The 16,256-nt window shown below is 64.2% G+C and carries 17 protein-coding genes and 2 tRNA genes; 7 read left to right on the forward strand and 12 right to left on the reverse strand.

What is annotated here, in order from left to right:
- Positions 1 to 65 precede the first annotated feature (65 nt).
- Positions 66 to 986 (forward strand): LysR substrate-binding domain-containing protein, encoded by a 921-nt coding sequence (locus AB4Y40_RS27220; protein WP_368690463.1) that lies wholly within the window; start codon positions 66 to 68, stop codon positions 984 to 986.
- 120 nt (positions 987 to 1,106) lie between these two features.
- On the opposite strand, the gene AB4Y40_RS27225 is transcribed toward AB4Y40_RS27220, so the two are convergent.
- The 3 genes from AB4Y40_RS27225 to ssuD all read right to left on the reverse strand — a co-directional run bounded on the left by AB4Y40_RS27225 (position 1,107) and on the right by ssuD (position 3,976).
- The gene (locus AB4Y40_RS27225) at positions 1,107 to 2,432 is read right to left on the reverse strand and encodes a type II toxin-antitoxin system HipA family toxin (RefSeq protein WP_368690464.1); all 1,326 of its coding nucleotides are present in this window, start codon (positions 2,430 to 2,432) and stop codon (positions 1,107 to 1,109) included.
- Positions 2,433 to 2,434: 2 nt separating this feature from the next.
- Entirely contained in the window at positions 2,435 to 2,680 is a 246-nt protein-coding gene (locus AB4Y40_RS27230) for a helix-turn-helix transcriptional regulator (RefSeq protein WP_342923347.1), read from the reverse strand.
- A 150-nt stretch (positions 2,681 to 2,830) separates the two neighbouring features.
- Positions 2,831 to 3,976 (reverse strand): FMNH2-dependent alkanesulfonate monooxygenase, encoded by a 1,146-nt coding sequence (gene ssuD / locus AB4Y40_RS27235; RefSeq protein ID WP_368690465.1) that lies wholly within the window; start codon positions 3,974 to 3,976, stop codon positions 2,831 to 2,833.
- 214 nt (positions 3,977 to 4,190) lie between these two features.
- Here ssuD and AB4Y40_RS27240 point away from each other — a divergent pair, with 214 nt between their 5' ends.
- Both AB4Y40_RS27240 and AB4Y40_RS27245 read left to right on the forward strand, forming a co-directional pair.
- The gene (locus AB4Y40_RS27240; RefSeq protein ID WP_368690466.1) at positions 4,191 to 4,568 is read left to right on the forward strand and encodes a DUF427 domain-containing protein; all 378 of its coding nucleotides are present in this window, start codon (positions 4,191 to 4,193) and stop codon (positions 4,566 to 4,568) included.
- A 149-nt stretch (positions 4,569 to 4,717) separates the two neighbouring features.
- Complete coding sequence (locus tag AB4Y40_RS27245) at positions 4,718 to 6,220, forward strand: diguanylate cyclase (RefSeq protein WP_368690467.1); 1,503 nt, start codon at positions 4,718 to 4,720, stop codon at positions 6,218 to 6,220.
- Positions 6,221 to 6,444: 224 nt separating this feature from the next.
- On the opposite strand, the gene AB4Y40_RS27250 is transcribed toward AB4Y40_RS27245, so the two are convergent.
- From AB4Y40_RS27250 to AB4Y40_RS27280, 7 genes are all read right to left on the reverse strand, one after another.
- On the reverse strand, positions 6,445 to 6,723 hold the full coding sequence (locus AB4Y40_RS27250) for an HU family DNA-binding protein (protein WP_028207645.1): 279 nt from the start codon (positions 6,721 to 6,723) through the stop codon (positions 6,445 to 6,447).
- A gap of 183 nt (positions 6,724 to 6,906) precedes the next feature.
- On the reverse strand, positions 6,907 to 7,236 hold the full coding sequence (locus AB4Y40_RS27255) for a hypothetical protein (protein WP_368690468.1): 330 nt from the start codon (positions 7,234 to 7,236) through the stop codon (positions 6,907 to 6,909).
- Between the two features lie 87 nt (positions 7,237 to 7,323).
- Positions 7,324 to 7,881 carry a helix-turn-helix domain-containing protein gene (locus AB4Y40_RS27260; RefSeq protein WP_368690469.1) on the reverse strand — a complete coding sequence of 186 codons (558 nt, stop codon included), beginning with the start codon at positions 7,879 to 7,881 and terminating at the stop codon, positions 7,324 to 7,326.
- Between the two features lie 13 nt (positions 7,882 to 7,894).
- Entirely contained in the window at positions 7,895 to 9,190 is a 1,296-nt protein-coding gene (locus tag AB4Y40_RS27265; RefSeq protein ID WP_368690470.1) for an NAD(P)/FAD-dependent oxidoreductase, read from the reverse strand.
- Positions 9,191 to 9,368: 178 nt separating this feature from the next.
- On the reverse strand, positions 9,369 to 10,052 hold the full coding sequence (locus AB4Y40_RS27270; RefSeq protein ID WP_368690471.1) for an amino acid ABC transporter permease: 684 nt from the start codon (positions 10,050 to 10,052) through the stop codon (positions 9,369 to 9,371).
- Positions 10,049 to 10,780, reverse strand: a complete 732-nt coding sequence (locus tag AB4Y40_RS27275) for an amino acid ABC transporter permease (protein ID WP_368690472.1) — start codon at positions 10,778 to 10,780, stop codon at positions 10,049 to 10,051. Before AB4Y40_RS27275 ends, AB4Y40_RS27270 begins: the two co-directional genes overlap by 4 nt.
- Before the next feature lie 16 nt (positions 10,781 to 10,796).
- Entirely contained in the window at positions 10,797 to 11,630 is an 834-nt protein-coding gene (locus AB4Y40_RS27280; RefSeq protein ID WP_368690473.1) for an ABC transporter substrate-binding protein, read from the reverse strand.
- 475 nt (positions 11,631 to 12,105) lie between these two features.
- Between AB4Y40_RS27280 and AB4Y40_RS27285 the strand changes: the two genes are divergently transcribed.
- Together AB4Y40_RS27285 and AB4Y40_RS27290 are read left to right on the forward strand one after the other, a co-directional pair.
- Positions 12,106 to 12,525 (forward strand): hypothetical protein, encoded by a 420-nt coding sequence (locus AB4Y40_RS27285; protein WP_342923355.1) that lies wholly within the window; start codon positions 12,106 to 12,108, stop codon positions 12,523 to 12,525.
- A 374-nt stretch (positions 12,526 to 12,899) separates the two neighbouring features.
- Positions 12,900 to 14,111, forward strand: a complete 1,212-nt coding sequence (locus AB4Y40_RS27290; RefSeq protein ID WP_368690474.1) for a GNAT family N-acetyltransferase — start codon at positions 12,900 to 12,902, stop codon at positions 14,109 to 14,111.
- Positions 14,112 to 14,127: 16 nt separating this feature from the next.
- Here AB4Y40_RS27290 and AB4Y40_RS27295 read toward each other — a convergent pair whose 3' ends face one another.
- The gene (locus tag AB4Y40_RS27295; protein ID WP_368690475.1) at positions 14,128 to 14,820 is read right to left on the reverse strand and encodes a pyridoxamine 5'-phosphate oxidase family protein; all 693 of its coding nucleotides are present in this window, start codon (positions 14,818 to 14,820) and stop codon (positions 14,128 to 14,130) included.
- A gap of 245 nt (positions 14,821 to 15,065) precedes the next feature.
- On the opposite strand from AB4Y40_RS27295, the gene AB4Y40_RS27300 reads away from it, so the two are divergent.
- Both AB4Y40_RS27300 and AB4Y40_RS27305 read left to right on the forward strand, forming a co-directional pair.
- Positions 15,066 to 15,141 (forward strand) — tRNA-Asn (locus AB4Y40_RS27300).
- Between the two features lie 5 nt (positions 15,142 to 15,146).
- Positions 15,147 to 15,222, forward strand: a tRNA-Gly gene (locus tag AB4Y40_RS27305).
- Positions 15,223 to 15,368: 146 nt separating this feature from the next.
- On the opposite strand, the gene AB4Y40_RS27310 is transcribed toward AB4Y40_RS27305, so the two are convergent.
- Complete coding sequence (locus AB4Y40_RS27310) at positions 15,369 to 15,953, reverse strand: DUF3331 domain-containing protein (RefSeq protein WP_368690476.1); 585 nt, start codon at positions 15,951 to 15,953, stop codon at positions 15,369 to 15,371.
- Positions 15,954 to 16,256: the final 303 nt, after the last annotated feature.

Here is a 16,256-nt window from a genome sequence, read left to right on the forward strand (position 1 = left end):
CCGATATTGCGGCGCATCATATTCTCAGAGTATCGATAATTGGATGCTTCATTTGGGAAGGAACCATGGATCTCCGCCAGCTTCGTTACTTCGTTGCCGTCGTGCGCGAGCGCAATTTCACGCGCGCCGCGGAACAGCTTTGCATCGCTCAACCGCCGCTGAGCCGGCAGATTCAGTTGCTCGAACAAGAGATCGGCGTGCCCCTTCTGATTCGCAATACGCGGCCGGTGCGCACGACCGATGCGGGGCGGCTCGTCTACGAGCAGGCCATGCAGATTCTCGGGCGCGTCGAACAACTGCAGGCCACCGCCAAACACGTGGGACTGCATCACCGCACCGTGTTGTCGATCGGCTTCGTCGCCTCCGTTCTGTATTCGGGGCTGCCGCCGTTGATGCGCAAGCTGCGCCAGAACGCGCCCGAACTCGACATCCAGATGGTCGAACTGATGTCGGTGCAGCAGATCGAGGCGTTGAAGGAAGGCCGCATCGACGTCGGCTTCGGACGCGTGCGCCACAGCGACCCCAACGTGGCCGGCATCGTCCTGCGCGAAGAGCCGCTGGCGGTGGTGGTGCCGATCGGCAGCGAGATGGCGCAGGAGTCGACGCCCATCCCCATCGAGCAACTGGCCGGACAGAAACTGATCGTCTACCCCAAGGAGCCGCGCCCCAGCTTCGCCGATCAGGTATTGAACGTGTTGCACGGCGACGGCGTGCAACCGGGTGAAGTGCTGGAAGTGCGCGAAATCCAGACGGCGCTGGGTCTCGTCGCGGCCGAGTTCGGCGTATGCGTGATCCCCGCTTCGGCGCGGCAGTTGCGCCAGGACGTGCACTACCGGCTGATCGACAGCGACCACGCGACTTCGCCCATCATTCTGAATCATCGCGTGAACGACAACTCCGTCTACGTCGATCTCGTGAAGCAACTGGTCAAGGAAATGTACGCCGAGCCCCAGACATGGCTGCCTGCGAAGAAGCAAAAGGCTTGAAGCGACGTGCCGCCTACGCCAGTTCGTTCAGGAATGCGCGCACGGCCGCGCCGATCTCGCGCGGCGAATCCTCCTGAACGTAATGGATTCCGCCACCACGGTTTCCCGCTGGGCACACCGTCACTGCGCCGCCAGCCGCTCCGCCGAAAAACGCAAGCCGTCGAAGAGCCGCTCTGCCACCCGCTCGGGAAAGCCTTCCGGCAGCGCCGCCGCGACTGCTTCGATCGCACCGGGCGTACGCGCCAGCACGCGCTCGATCAGCGGCCCCGCATCCGGCCCGTAGTGGCACAGCCGCGCGGTGGCGTCGAAATGCGTGCGCTTCACGTCGCGCATGCGATAGTGGCGCGCCTTGCCCCACACCGCCATGGCGAGCGACGCCTTGTGCCACGACCATTGATTGCCGCCGTCGCCCTCCACGGGCCAGATCGACATGACGTCATAGAGCGGCGCGAGCTGAAAGCGCCCTGCCGGCAGCAGGCGGATGCTGAAATTCTTCGCGTGACCGTCCGGCGCCGCGAGCATCCAGAAGACGATTTGCGCGGTGAGAAACGTATCGAGGTCCTCGCGCGCCTGCAGCGACTGGCGCAGGAGCCCCGCAATTTCGCGCACACCGGGGCCGCCGTGCGCTTCGTACTTGCGATGCGGCGGCACGCCGAGCGCCTGGCAGAAGTCCTCCTGCGGCAGCCGCAGCAGGCCACCGGTGCGCGAGCGCGTACGATCGAAGCGCTCCACGCTGAGCACCTTCTGCGCGCCGAACTGGAGGATCTGCGCCTGCGAAGCGGGCAACCCGTAGGCCCTCAGCAGTGCCAGGCAAAGCCATTCGTTCTCGACCGAGGTATTGAAGTCCACCTTGCGATGGCCGATCAGCCCCAGCGGCAGCTTGAGAATATGGGTGGTGGGCGTGGCGCCGCGCGGCAGCAGCCATTTGCCGCGGTGGCGCAGGAGCGCGGTCTTCTCCTGCGCGCCCGCCAGTGAAATGCGCAGATCGTCGGTCTCGAGCGCCCCACCGGGCAGCGCACCGGCCGTTTCGAGCAGCAGACGCTCGATGACGGCATCGCTCAGCGCCGTGCCTTCGATGCGGTCGATGCGCCCCGGCGTTTCGTCCTCGCCCAGCAGTTGCACCGCGCCCACGCAATCGCGCCCGATGGCCTTGAGCAGGTCGAAGGCCTCGAGCGTATCGGTGCGAAAGCGCGTGGCAATGCGGCGGCGAATGGGCTCGCTGTCGGGCAGGAGGTTGTCGAAATAGTGCGTCACGCGCTCGCCGCGCAACGGCACGTCGCCGATGCCGAACGGCAGCGAGAGCGAAAGCGGCCGGCCTACCGCCGAACGCTTCCAGGCGTCGTCATAGCGCAGCTCGGTGTCGCCGGCGGGCGTCATGACCCACGTGCCGACACGCTCGCCGTTGGCCCAGATCGATAGCGCGCGCGAATGCGATTTACGGCCCATGCTCACCACTCCGGCGCGCCGGCCGCCGCCTCGCGCGACTGCACGCAGAGTTCCAGCCCGTAGAGCGCGAACAAAGCGAGCATCTGCTCGAGCGAGAGGCTGGCGGCGCCCGTGGTTTCGAGCGCGGAAAGACGCGGCTGGCCGATGCCGAGATGCGCCGCGGCCTGCGCCTGGGTCAGGCCGCGCGCCTTGCGCGCCGATTGCAGAATCTCGCCAAGCCCGCCTGGCGTCTGGACGATGATCTTCATGGCATATTCCTGTGAGGCATAAATCGATTATATGCCTGTGGGGAATATTTAACAAATATCACTCACGCGAATAAATCGAAAACATCGCTCACACGAATAATCGCCCGGCGAGCCCCCTGGACCCGGCCCGCTTGCCGCGCACGGCGGCGCTCACGCGCGCGCGGACTCCTGGGCCCGCTCACGCGCACGCACGTCGAACGCACCGCCCGTCAAGGCCTGGTCGCGCAGCGTCACCGGCTTCTTGCCCGGCAGCAGCGGGAACACCAGTTCGGCGAAGCGGATCGCCTCTTCGAGGTGAGGATAGCCCGAGAGCACGAAGCTGTCCGCGCCGGCGTCCACGTATTCCTTCAGGCGCGCCGCCACGGTTTGCGGATCGCCCACGAGCGCCGTGCCCGCGCCGCCGCGCACGAGGCCCACGCCGGCCCACAGGTTCGGGCTGATCTCGAGCTTGTCGCGGCTGCCGCTGTGCAGCTCGGCCATGCGGCGCTGGCCCACCGAATCCATGCGCGCGTAGTTTTCCTGGGCGCGGCGGATGTCGTCATCGTCGAGCTTGCTGATGAGGCGCCCGGCGGCGCCCCACGCTTCGTCATTGGTCTCGCGCACGATCACGTGCAGGCGCACGCCGAGCCTGAGCGTGCGTCCATGGCGCGCCGCCCGCGCGCGGATATCGGCGAACTTCTGCGCGACGGCCTCGGGCGGCTCGCCCCACGTGAGATAGGCGTCCACGTGCTTTGCCGCCAGTTCGTGCGCCGCCGGCGACGAGCCGCCGAAATACAGCGGCGGATGCGGCGTCTGGACCGGCGCGTGAAAGTTCTGCGCGCCCTGCACGCGCAAATGCTTGCCCTCGAAGTTCACCGTCTCGCCGCGCAGCAGGTCGCGCCAGATCGTCAGGAATTCGTCGGCGGCTTCGTAGCGCTCGTCGTGCGAGAGGAACACGCCGTCGGCCGCGAGTTCGGTGGCGTCGCCGCCCGGCACGACGTTGAGCAGCAAGCGGCCGTTCAACGCCTGGTCGAGCGTGGCCGCCTGGCGCGCCGAAGCGGTAGGACCGCCGAGCGACGTGCGCAGCGCGACGAGCAACTTGATGCGCTGCGTGACCGGCGCGAGGCTCGCCGCCGTCACCCACGGGTCGAGGCAACTGCTGCCGGTGGGAATGAGGAGGCCGTCATAGCCGAGTTCTTCGGCGGTCACGGCGATCTGGCGCATGTAGGCGTTGGTCGGCGCGCGGCCGAAATCGGATTTGCCGAGGTAGCGGGTGTCGCCGGAAGTCGGCAAGAACCAGAAGATATCGAGGCTCATCAGTGATCCTGCTGCGGGTAAATGAAGGCGCGGGTGAAGACTGGAAGCGTGATGGCACGCGGCGCAATCGCGTGACTATCGCCGCCCGTGCGTCGAACTCAGTCGCGCCCTCATTGAAACAGCCTGCAGCGTTTTCCCCTACCAGTTAATCTGCAATTGCATATGATGTATTCGGCTAAACACCCGTATTTCCCCTTTCGCGAGGAACCCAGCCATGGACACCCGGACCGTCAAGATTCCCGGCCCCGATCATCCGATCACGGTCGAACCGGCGCACACGCGCGTGGTGGTGAAAGCAGGCGGCCGCGTGGTCGCCGACACGCGCCGCGCGCTCACGCTGCAAGAGGCGAGCTATCCTGCCGTGTTCTACATACCGCGCGAGGACGCCGACATGTCGCTGCTCTCGCGCACGGAACACAAGAGCTGGTGCCCGTACAAGGGCGAGGCTTCGTACTACTCGATCACGCCAGGCGGCGCGCGAGCCGTGAACGCGATATGGACTTATGAAACGCCGCATGAAGCGGTGTCGGCGATCAAGGACCACCTTGCGTTCTATCCGAATCGTGTCGATTCGATCGAAACGTCCGACTGAGCGCCCTGCGCCGCCTTTCGATGCGTAGCGTATCGCCTGGCGAGGTGACATCTGCATCGTCGATGCCCACTCGGGCCCCAAGGTGTGCCAGGATTCGGTAATTCGTGCGGTGCAGCCCGCCGCACCCCGTTCCCTTACATCCAACCGACATGCAACAAGGCACCCCGGCCACCGCGGCCAGTTTTGCCAACATGGGCGTCGATCTGCTCGACTTCTTCGACGTGACGCCCACTTCGCTGTGGCTCGAAGACTATAGCCAGCTGCGCGCGCTGTTCGACCGCTGGCGCGCACAAGGCGTGACCAGCCTGCGCCAGTTCCTCGAAGACGATCCGCGCCGCGTGGCCGAATGCTCGGCCTGCATCCGCGTGCTCAAGGTCAATCGCCATACGCTCGATCTTTACGGTGCGCGGGACTACGAAGAACTCGCCGCGCATCTTCCGCAGGTGCTGCGCGACGACATGTTCCAGGCGCACGTGGGCGAACTCGAGCAGATGTGGGCCGGCCACGCCACGTTCGAGAGCAAGAGCGTGAACTACACGCTGCGCGGCCGGCGCATGGACATCCTGTTGCGCGGCGTGATCCTGCCGGGCCACGAAGCCGACTGGAGCCGCGTGCTCGTGGCCATCGAAGACGTCTCGGCGCTCGAAGAAGCGCGCCATCGGGCGACCGTGAGCGAGCAATACGCGCTCGGCGTTTTCGAACACTCGCCGGTTTCGCTGTGGGTCGAAAACTTCTCCGCCATTCGCGAGCTGCTCAACGAAGTCCGCGAGCAGGGCATCGTCGACTTTCGCACCTTCACCGACGTCCACCCTGAATTCGTCGAGCGCTGCATGAGCGAAATCCAGGTGCTCGACGTGAATCACTACACGCTGGGCATGTTTCGCGCACCGGACAAGGCCACGCTGCTCGCGCGCCTGCCCGAGGTGTTCCGCGACGAAATGCGCCCGCACTTCCGCGAGCAGTTGCTCGATCTCTGGGAAGGCCGCCTCTTTCAGCAGCGCGAGGTGGTGAACTACGCGCTCGACGGCAGCGAGGTCAACGTCCACCTGCAGTTTTCCGTGTTCCCGGGCCACGAAGCGCAATGGGACCTCGTGCTGCTCGCGCTCACCGACATCACGGCGCGCAAGAAAGCCGAGGCCTACCTCGAATTCCTCGGCAAGCACGACGTGCTCACGAAGCTCAAGAGCCGCTCGTTCTATGTGGACGAACTCAATCGTCTGCATCGCAAGGGGCCGTTCCCGGTAAGCGCGATCGTCGTCGATATGGACAACCTGAAGACGGTGAACGACCAGCTGGGCCACGCGGCCGGCGACGCGTTACTGCGCCGTGCCGGTGAAGTGCTCGCGAAAGCGATCCAGAAGCCGTATCAGGCCGCGCGCATCGGCGGTGACGAATTCGCCGTGCTGATGCCCGGCGCCGACCTGCGCGATGCGGAAACCGTGGTGGACAGCATCACCAAACTGGTGGAGTTGAACAACCAGTTTTACGGCGGACCGAAGCTGAGCTTTTCAATGGGCTTTGCGAGCTGCGGGGAAGGCGAAAGCGTGGAAGCGATGCTGCGTGAAGCGGACGCGGCGATGTACGAGGCCAAGCGCCGCCGCAACGAAACGAGCCGCACGTCGCTGGAAGCCGACGCCGCGCGTGATGCGTGACGATCGAGAAACGCTTCGGATACCGTAAGAAAGGCGGGGAAGAAAAAGCGGCCGGCATGTGAACATGCCGGCTTGCCGAGGGCCTTGCGCCCTCGTTTCACGCACTCAGGCCAGCGGCGCGACGCCACCTGCCCGAGTGCGGGCCACCGCACTGGCGTGATGCTGCGCCGCGCGCCAGCAAGCTAGCCGGCAACGCGCGCGCCGCCATGACGGCGGACCTGGCATCACGACGCGTTGACGGCGTCCTTGAATGCCTTGCCAGCGGTGAACTTCACCGTCTTGGCGGCGGCAATCTGGATCTCCGCGCCCGTGGCAGGGTTGCGGCCCACGCGGGCGGCACGCTGGCCAGTCGAGAACGAGCCGAAGCCGACCAGTTGCACGGAGTCACCCGAGGTGACCGCACGCGTGACGACGTCGAGGATCGCGTCGATAGCTGCGCCCGTGGCTGCCTTGGTCTCGCCCGTGCTAGCGGCGACTGCGTCAATGAGTTCCTGTTTGTTCATCTGCTACCTGTGTTGAGTTGAGAAAACCTGCATACCCTACCTCACGCGGGCGAAACAGGCAAATCGCGTTGCATATGGAAACGCGCCGATCGCCCGCCCGGCACGTGTTTTGCCTCCGACGTGCATGACGGCGAAAGCCGAATCAATAGCACAACACGGAGTCAGTGTGTAGACAAAAACACGTTAAAAATGGGCAAAAATGCACAAAAACGACATTGCGGCGGTTTCAGGCGGGTTTATGCAGGAATAATTCGTGCAGATGGCCGCTGAGGCGTAGCGAAAATCGGCGATATTTCCGGTAATCACCAAGCCAGAAAAAAATGTCTCGCCGGGACTGCCGCCAGCCTGCTCTCCCCCCTCGGAGAGGTCGCCCGGCAGCATCCGGCGAGCCAGCCGGGCCGCATCGACCGCGGCGCCTGGGTCGCCCCGCAGCTTCGGCGGCGTCCTCCGGAATGGGGATCGCGGCGGCCCGAATCGCATCCTGTCTTTCAGTTGCGCAACGTAAGGCGGCATGCGCGCCTTTCGACTCTGGTGTCGTCCGCGCAAAGGGAAATCGCGTCGTCAGCCAACGGATTGATCAGTGATGCTGATTACCGCGGTTCAGGTGAAAACCCATAGCACGCGCGCGGGCGCATCGGCGAGATTGGCGTAGCGAAAGCGGCAACGCGCCGGCAACTGAAAGCTGTCGTTGGTCCGCAGCGTCACGGGCTCGTCGCTGCCCTCCACCCAGACCGTCAGCTCGCCTTCGAGCACGAAGCCGCCCTGCTCGTCGCTGTCGTCCACGGGGCGCTCGCCGCTCGTCGCGCCGGGTTCGAGCCGGCTCTCCAGCATCGAGAAACCCGACGACATGCTGGGCGAAACGAGCACGTCCGTAATGCCGCCGCCATAGTAGAGCGTGCGCCGCTCGCCAGGCCGCGTGACCCACGGCAGCTCGCGCGGCATGCTCACGCTATAGAAGTACGTGGTGGGCGTCTGCAGCGCCTCGCCGATGGCCGTGAGATCCGCCACCGTGGGCCGCGAAAGCCCCCGCTCGACCTGCGAAAGAAAGCCCACCGAGCGGCCGATCTTTTGCGCGAGTTCGGCGAGCGTCACCTTCTTGTGCTTGCGCAGATCGCGAATGAGGATTGCGAGGCCTTCGATTTCGTCCTGCTGGTCCATGCGGTTCTCTCTGTCACACGACGTCGCGCAGGCGATACCACAGCTTGCCGAGCGCCTCGAGCGGCGCGGCGAAGCGCTCGCCGCCCGGAAAGCGCGGATTATGAATGCGCTCGTAGAGCGAGAGCAAGTGCGGCTCGCCGAGGATGGCGTCGGCAACGGCACGCGCCGCCGCGAGCGTCGGCAGGATGCCGTGCCCGGAAAAGCCCTGCAGCCAGTAGCGATCGCGTGCGTGACCGACGTCGGGCGTGCGGCGAATGCTGATGTCGATATGACCGCCCCACGCGTATTCGAATTCGATGCCGCGCAACTGTGGAAACGCACGCTCGAGACTCGGCCGGATCGCGGCGCCGATGTCCTTCGGGATGCCGCCGAGATACGTGCACGCGCCGCCAAAGAGCAGGCGATCGTCCGGGCTCAGGCGAAAGTAGTCCGGCACGAACTGATTGTCGATCACGCAACTGTTGCGCGGCAGCAGCGAGCGGGCAAGCGCAGGGTCGAGCCTGCGCGTGGCGATCTGCCAGGTGCCCACGGGCAGCACGCGGCCCGCCAGCTCGCGATCGAGCCGGTCGATGTAGGCATTGCAGGCGAGCACCAGCGTGCCGGCGCGCACCGTGCCTTCCCGCGTGCTCGCCACGTAGCCCCCCGGCGTTTCGCGATAGGCGAGCACGCGGCTTTGCTCGAAGATGGCGCCGCCCGCGCGCTCGATGGCGTCGGCGAGGCCGAGCGCCAGCTTGAGCGGATCGAGATGCCCCGCCTCGGGATCGTAGAGCGCCGCGCGATAACGGCGGCTGCCGATCCACTCCGGCATCTCTGGCTCGGTGATGACGCGCAGGCGATCGTAGCCCCACTTCTGCGCGGCCTCGTCGCGCGCGGCTTCGAGCATGGCGACACGCGAGCGCCGCACCGCCGCCCACAAGCTGCCTGGCCGGTAGTCGATGTCGAAGCCATGCCGCGCGGGCAACTCGCGCACCTCGGCGGCGGCCCAGCGCATGCTGTCCCACAGCGCCCGCGCGCCCGCCAGACCCAGCGCCTGCTCGAACGGCGGCATGTCGCACGACCAGCCGGGCAGCGCCTGACCGCCGTTGCGCCCCGAGGCGGCCCACGCCACGCGGCTCGCCTCGACAACCGCGACGCGGCGGCCGGCCAGCGCGAGCCGCAACGCCGTGTGCAGGCCGCTGAAGCCCGCGCCTACGACCAGCACGTCTGCGTGGTAGTCGCCTGCCAGCGCGGGGCGCTCGGGCAGCACCCCGCGCTGGGCGTAGTGACGGGCGTAATAGCTTTCGATATGACGAGTCGATTCGGCGAACATGACGGGTTCGTGAAATTTTTCATGTTAAATTTCATGAAAAACTAGCACGACAATTTCACGTGCGCAAATCGGCATATTCCCGGTGGCGACACCCCCGGAGTCCGCTTAGCCTGGATCACGCCGGGCAAGTGCGGCCCGCGCCGGTGTTCGCGGTTATATCGTCATCCTCATCAATTGGTTAAAAGCCCGGCTCACGTCGCGTGAGCAGCGCATTGGCGATCCACTGCAACGCACCGCACAGCAGCAGATAGACGAGCCCGACGAACAGGAAGATTTGCGCCGGGTACACCAGCAGACGGTTATTGAGCTGATTGGCGAGGAACGTGAATTCCGGCACGCCGACGATATAGGCAAGCGACGTATCCTTGATCAACGCCGCCCACTGGTTGACGAACGACGGCATCATGACCCGCACGGCTTGCGGCAGGATGACTTCGCGTAATGCCTGCCAGCGCGTCAAGCCCAGCGAAAGCGCTGCTTGCCGCTGGCCTTCGCTGATCGACGTGATGCCCGCATAGACCGAATGCGACAGATACGCCCCGCCGATCAGCGCCAGCGCGCACACGACGGTCGCAAGACCAGGAACGTCGATGTGCAGCAGGATCGGCATCAGGAAGAAGGTCCAGAAAATCAGCATCAGCACGGGTATCGCGCGAAAGAACGCGACCACGGTGGTCAGCGCGAGACGGACGCCGCCGCGCGTCATGGCGAGCGCGACACCCAGCGCGAATCCGGTCAGGGCCGCGAGCAGCGCCGACACCACCGAGAGCGCGATCGTCAATGCAACGCCTCCCAGCGGCCCCGCCGGAAATGCGCCGATCAGCAAATAACGCAAAGCAGGAAACCACGCGAACCCGTTCACGCACGGCCTCGCTGCAAACCGTGCAGGCCGGCGCGTTGCCAGAGCACCAATGCGACCTCGATGACCGCGATGGCCAGCACATAGAATACGGTCGCGGTGCCGAATGCCTGGAAGGTCCTGAAGCTTTCGGTATCGACCTGCCGCGACATGTACGACAGTTCGCCCACGCCTATCGCCATCGTCAGCGACGAGTTCTTGATCACGTTCATGTATTGGCCAGCGAGCGGCGGCGTGGCGATGCGCAACGCTTGCGGCAGGATCACGTAGCGCAGGGTTACGTACCGGCGCATGCCAAGCGCCGCGGCCGCCTGCCACTGCGCGTGGTTCACGCCGCGCAAGCCGGCCAGAAACTCTTCGCCGATGAACGCCGTGGTGTAGCAGGTCAATCCGACCCAGCCGGCGAACAGTTCGAAGCTCGGCCAGCGCAGCGTGAGCGGCCCGAACGTCGCCAGGTGCGGCGTGTTAAGCCAGGTCATCCAGCCGGACGGCAGCAAGGCCGCGACGCCGAAGTACCAGAACAGCAATTGAACGAGCAATGGAGAATTGCGGAAGACGAACACGTAGAGCGCCGCAGCGCGCGCAATCGCGCGAGTGCGGGCCGTGCGTGCAACCGCCAGCAGAAAGCCGAGCGGCGTCGCACACGACGCCGCGCAGGCAGAGAGCATCAGCGTGACGAAGAAGCCTTGTTCGAGCCACGCGAGATACTTCGGTTCAAGCCAGTTATGCATGAATCAAGCGCCGCGCTCAACTGTTCTTTTGCGGGTCGCCGATCTTGAAGAGACGGGGCAGCGGCGCTGCACTCTTCGGGCCGAACCACTTGTCGTAGATCTGCGCGGCCTCGCCGTCGCTTTCCAGGTGCGTCAGCGTGCTGTTCACCGCATCGAGCAGACGCGTCTCGCCTTTGGGCACGCCAACGCCTTCGTAGTCGTTCGAGATCGTGAACGGGGAAATCTCGTAGCCCGCCTTGTCCGGCGCGCGTGCCAGCAGCGCGACGAGCTTCGGGCCGTCCTGCGTGATGGCCTGCACGTTGCCCGTGCGCAGCGCAGCGAAAGCGAAAGGCGTGTCATCGTAAGCGACGATGGTTGCGCCCGGGAATTTCGCCCGCACTTGCTGTTCGTTGGTCGTGCCTTTGTCCGCGCCGATACGCAGGCCATTGAGCTGTTCCGAAGACTTCAGCACGCCCTTCTTCGCAATGAACTGGGTGCCCGACGCGAAGTACGGCGTGCTGAAATCCACTTCCTTCCTGCGATCGTCGGTAATCGTAAAGTTGGCGAATACCAGATCGACCTTGCCCGACTTCAGAAAGGCGATGCGATTGGCGGGATTGGTGGGCTGAACTTCGAGCTTCACGCCCAGGCTTTTGGCGACGGCGCGCGCATAGTCCACGTCGAGCCCAACGATCTGATTGTCTTGCGGATCGACGAAACCGAACGGCGGATTGCTGTCGAATGCAGCGACGCGCAATACGCCCGCCCGCTTGATGTCGTCCAGACGATCCGCCTGCGCGGACGTCGATGCCACCACCAGAAGTGCCGTCAACAGTGCGCCTGGCACTGCGCCCCAGATGCTGCTTTTCATTATCGCTTTTCCTTTTTTTCTCGTTGCCCTTGCGCTGCCGCTGAACCTGCGCGCCGGCGAAGTACGCAGCCTATCTGCATGATGGGTGCGAACGAACCAAGTATTTCTCAGATCGAAAGCATGGCTGGCGATATCGGCCAACGGCACGCCGCCTGCCGCAAGTAATGTTGACGCGTGCTTCTCTGCATGCAGCCTCGCGCTGCAACTCTTGCCGGGAAAATCCATTGAGCCGGTAATGTCGACTATCGCGAATGCCATAGACATGCATTTCTTTCGCGCGAAAAAATTGAATGCGAATAGGTTCTTAAGTTCTTACAAATTCAAAGGGTTATCACTCTTGACCTGGGCACATCGGCTGCTTAGCATCAACGTGGGACTTTGCTTTGAGCTTCTTCATCGATGCGTCGATGAGTCAGTTTCAGACTTCAGCAAGACTCACTGTAAAGCCCGGTTTGTCTGCATTAGGGGGACTTGTATGTCTTACCGCCGCTGGACGTCTCCTGCCGAGACCGCAGAATGGATCATCCTCGTCGGCGCGGCGTTCGCAGTGCTGGGCGGGTGGATACCCTGGATGGGCCACGCGCCTTACTACTTCGTTGCCGGCGTTGCACTGATCGGCGCTGGCATCCTCATGCTATGGAACCGCTCAGCGGGACTATGGTGGTATTTCGGCATGTTCGCCGCCGCCCTGGGCTGGTCGATCTTCAAGGTTGGGCTGGATGGCTTTAGTCTGCTGCCGCGACTCTTCGTGCTCGCGCTGATCGGCATCGGGATAAGCCTGGTCGTTATCACCAGCAGTTCGGCAGTCGGCCGGCCGCTCCGCGTGGCGGCAATCATCACGGCAGTGTTCTACCTCGTCGCAATCGCCAGCATGCTCTGGTCCGCCATCGCCTGACCAGGATTGAACGCGACCGTTCGCGATCAAATTTTACGGGCTCGGCAATCGCCATGTTCGTCGTCGGTCGGATCTCCACGTAGTTGATCATTCAACGGACTAATCGAGCGGCAACTCATGCCGAAGGCCAAACGCATTCATGCGATGGTGCGGTGCGTTTTACCGCAAGTCCGTATTCCTCCTACCACCCTTTCACCAGGCATTAGTCGTCCGCCGCCAATTTCAAGCAATCGGAATACTTTCGCGCGCTGTGCGAGTTATTTCGATGGATCATATGGATATGCCTCCGATGTTCATACGTATCTCGTTCGGAGTCCATAGCGATAAGGAAAATGTGAGATTGACGCTCCGCCGAATCGGACTACCGGGACAACATGATGCGAAACTCACCGACCGAGACTGCTTTCCTTCCCGACGTCGCCGCCCGCGCGACCACGGGTAGCCTTCGCCACGAGATCCGCGTATGCAGCACCCACGCGGATTTCCTGAAACTGCGCCCTTGCTGGGAAGCCGTCTGCACGACGTGCCCGGCGACACTCGAGTTTACCTACTGCGAACTTGCGGCGGCCAAGGCATTCGCGCGCGGCGCGGCGGTCAGTGTCGCGCTGGTCTACGACGGCGCCGCGCTCGTCGCGCTCTGGCCGCTGTGCATTGCGCGCGAAGGCGCGTACCGGGTCGCACGCGCACTCGGCTGCGGCAGCAACGAGGAATATGGCGGCCCGCTCGTATCCGATCGAGGCGACGCGCGCTTCCATGACGCCGCCGTCGATGCGTTACGCAGCGTCGACGCCGACGTGCTGGAGATACGCTTCGTCGAATGCAATGGCCCGCTTCACGAGTCGCTCTCGCGTGCGCCTCTGTCGTGGGTCTTGCGCGCGCTGCCGGAGCGATGGCGCCTGCTGTCCGGGTACTCCATGGAACTGTCGCGGTTCCCCAGCTTCGACGCCTTCATCGCCACGAGGCCCGACTCGCTACGGCGACCATTGCGACGTCTGGCAAGGCGGCTTTCGGAGGACGGCGCAGTTGAATACGGCTGGTGCAAGGGCGTCGACGACGCCCGAGCAGTACTCACGTGGCTCTTTGCGACCAAGCGCAACTGGGTGCTCTCTCGCGGCCTCGACGCCCCGTATCTGATGAATGACGACGTGCGCGACTTCTTCATCGAACTCGCCGGGCGGACCGATCTCGTCACGACTCCACTGGTCTCGTTCGTCAAACTGGACGGCGTTCCGATTGCGGCATCCGTCAATCTGACTGGGCCGCGCAGACTGGAGTATTTCATCACGACGTATGACGAGGCCTACGCCGCCCGCTCCGTCGGCAACCTGCTGGTGGACAGCATGGCGCGATGGGCGCTCGCGAACGGCCGCGATTTCGACTTCCGCCCATACTTCTCGAGCTACAAGGAGCGTTGGTCAAATCATAAAAGCTGGTACGAGTCGCATTTCGTCGTACTCACCTGGCGCGGCAGGCTCATTGAATTTCCCCTCGCCGCGGAGCAGCTTCGGCGCGTATTGCGCAGAGCGCGCGAGTTTGCCATCGACCCGCTGCGCGCGAAGCTGCACTCCCTCACGTCGGCGCGGTGAACGCCGCAGTCCGTGGTCAGCCGTCGCGCCGGTTTGACCAGGTCTTCACGTAAGCCGGAGCCTCGCGCTCCGGCGTTGCGGTATCGGCCACGGGCGGCAGCGGCGCGAGCGTCAGCGGCAGCACGCCTGCCCAGACGGGACGATCCATGTCCTCCTCGTCGTCCTTCGGGCCGCCTGTGCGGATCTTCGTCACGGACTCCGCGAGCGCAATGCGCATGACCGTGGTCGCCGCCAGTTCCTTGCGGTTGCCCGCCCGCACTTCATGCCGGCGGCCCGGCGCGATGTGCTCCATGAAGGCATCGAGCACGGCTGCCTTGTGTTCCTCTGTCACGACCTCGAACACGCCGTAAATCACGGCGGAACGATAGTTCATCGAATGATTGAACGCCGAGCGCGCGAGCACGAGGCCGTCGAGATGCGTCACGGTCACGCAAACCTGGGCGCCATCGGCCGCGAGGCGCAGCATGCGGCTGCCGTTCGAGCCGTGAATGTAGAGATGATCGCCCTCGCGCCAGCATGCAGTGGGGATGCAATGCACGCCGTGCTCGTCGCTGAAGGCGACGTGGCAGACGTAGGCTTCGTCAAGAATCGCATGCAGCGTCGCTGCGTCGTAGTGCGCGCGCTGCGCGACCCGGCGCACGCGCGTGCGTTGCGAAGGCGCCGCGCTGGTGTCGGCGGCGGGTTCGTTGACGGCATCGGCGAAGGACATCGTTTGGCTTCCTCTACGGTTCGGGTTGAGATGCCGCCTACGATAGACAAGCAGTGGCCCCATGGGTAGATCCAGACTTGCCTTGCGTGGTGGAGCCACGGGATGGCCGAGCGCCGATTGGCCGTAGGTAATACACCGTAACCCGTTATATTCCCAACTTAATCCTCCCCAATCCGCCTCATCGAGATTTGTCAGGAAAAAGCTGCAGGATCAAAAAATCTCCTGTACAATCCGGCCTCCTTGATTCCCCGATAGCTCAGTCGGTAGAGCGCCGGACTGTTAATCCGTAGGTCCCTGGTTCGAGCCCAGGTCGGGGAGCCAGACATGCGGGAGTAGCTCAGTTGGTAGAGCGCAACCTTGCCAAGGTTGAGGTCGCGAGTTCGAGACTCGTCTCCCGCTCCAGCATCCAGGCAGGCCATCCGCCTGCGATCGGCACAGCGTCTAAGCGCGCCTGCCACCGCCTCCGCCTCCGCCTTGAGGCAGCGAAAACCGGAAGCACGCCCCTTTCCCCTCCAGCGAAGCCGCTTCGATCTGTCCGCCATGCCCGGTTATTCCGGCCATTCGAGCGATTCGGGGTCGGCCAGGCGAGCGCCCCACGCCTCCAGCGACGCGGCGAGGATCATCGCCCCCGAATTCAACGGGACCTTGTAGCGGCGCGCCAGCGGCCGGAAAACCGCATCGCCTCGCTTGATGTGCTCGCCGGACAGCACACAGATGCCCGACTTTCTGGCGATTGCGCGCTTCCAGACCTGCTCGCGGTAGCTGCAGCGCGTCGGGTCGCTCCACGAGAGCGTAAACGACGAATTGGCCAGCCGCTCTTCTATCTTGACCGTGCAACTTGCGTAGGTGCTGTGATCCGCGGCGCGCAGATCGCTGCGCGTGCGCACTGCGGGCGCGCGGCGCGCAACGCTGGTTCTCGAAGCCGGCGAGGCCAGCAGGCCCGAGACCACGTGCGCCCACGGATTGCGCGTGCAATCCGGCGCTACTGCTGCGGCGTCGCCATCCGGCGCGTGTGTTCGATCGTTGGGGTCATCGGCACCACACGGCTGCACGAGGCGCATGTTTTCGCCGGGGCCGCCGCCATCGAGCGCGCCTCCCGCGTATGTCGACCGCCACGAATCCAATCTCACCACGGCTAACTCCCATATTCTGGATGAGCGTGTATGTCACGCATGCCCCGTCTGCCGAAAGCGGAACGTCCTGTGTCTTGCGCCCACTCATTGCGAATGACTGAAGCTTAAGGACAAGCGCGGCTGGCCGCTATTCTTCCCGCGCATAAACGGACAGACGCTTTTGGATGACGCCCCCATACGTAGGTATACCGTCGTCGTTCAGTGCACACAGAATAGCGGCAAGCGGATTACCATAACGGCCTCGCCGCATGACGGCAACGCACGAGATTCATAGAGGGCCTTTCCATGCATCAGCGGCTGTAT

It is taken from the genome of Paraburkholderia sp. EG287B, assembly GCF_040965595.1.
Lineage (GTDB): Bacteria > Pseudomonadota > Gammaproteobacteria > Burkholderiales > Burkholderiaceae > Paraburkholderia.

Coding starts and splice junctions, on each gene's coding strand:
- AB4Y40_RS27220 (WP_368690463.1), top strand. CDS start 66: ATGGATCTCCGCCAGCTTCGTTACTTCGTTGCCGTCGTGCGCGAGCGC.
- AB4Y40_RS27225 (WP_368690464.1), bottom strand. CDS start 2,432: ATGGGCCGTAAATCGCATTCGCGCGCGCTATCGATCTGGGCCAACGGC.
- AB4Y40_RS27230 (WP_342923347.1), bottom strand. CDS start 2,680: ATGAAGATCATCGTCCAGACGCCAGGCGGGCTTGGCGAGATTCTGCAA.
- ssuD (WP_368690465.1), bottom strand. CDS start 3,976: ATGAGCCTCGATATCTTCTGGTTCTTGCCGACTTCCGGCGACACCCGC.
- AB4Y40_RS27240 (WP_368690466.1), top strand. CDS start 4,191: ATGGACACCCGGACCGTCAAGATTCCCGGCCCCGATCATCCGATCACG.
- AB4Y40_RS27245 (WP_368690467.1), top strand. CDS start 4,718: ATGCAACAAGGCACCCCGGCCACCGCGGCCAGTTTTGCCAACATGGGC.
- AB4Y40_RS27250 (WP_028207645.1), bottom strand. CDS start 6,723: ATGAACAAACAGGAACTCATTGACGCAGTCGCCGCTAGCACGGGCGAG.
- AB4Y40_RS27255 (WP_368690468.1), bottom strand. CDS start 7,236: ATGCCGCCTTACGTTGCGCAACTGAAAGACAGGATGCGATTCGGGCCG.
- AB4Y40_RS27260 (WP_368690469.1), bottom strand. CDS start 7,881: ATGGACCAGCAGGACGAAATCGAAGGCCTCGCAATCCTCATTCGCGAT.
- AB4Y40_RS27265 (WP_368690470.1), bottom strand. CDS start 9,190: ATGTTCGCCGAATCGACTCGTCATATCGAAAGCTATTACGCCCGTCAC.
- AB4Y40_RS27275 (WP_368690472.1), bottom strand. CDS start 10,780: ATGCATAACTGGCTTGAACCGAAGTATCTCGCGTGGCTCGAACAAGGC.
- AB4Y40_RS27280 (WP_368690473.1), bottom strand. CDS start 11,630: ATGAAAAGCAGCATCTGGGGCGCAGTGCCAGGCGCACTGTTGACGGCA.
- AB4Y40_RS27285 (WP_342923355.1), top strand. CDS start 12,106: ATGTCTTACCGCCGCTGGACGTCTCCTGCCGAGACCGCAGAATGGATC.
- AB4Y40_RS27290 (WP_368690474.1), top strand. CDS start 12,900: ATGATGCGAAACTCACCGACCGAGACTGCTTTCCTTCCCGACGTCGCC.
- AB4Y40_RS27295 (WP_368690475.1), bottom strand. CDS start 14,820: ATGTCCTTCGCCGATGCCGTCAACGAACCCGCCGCCGACACCAGCGCG.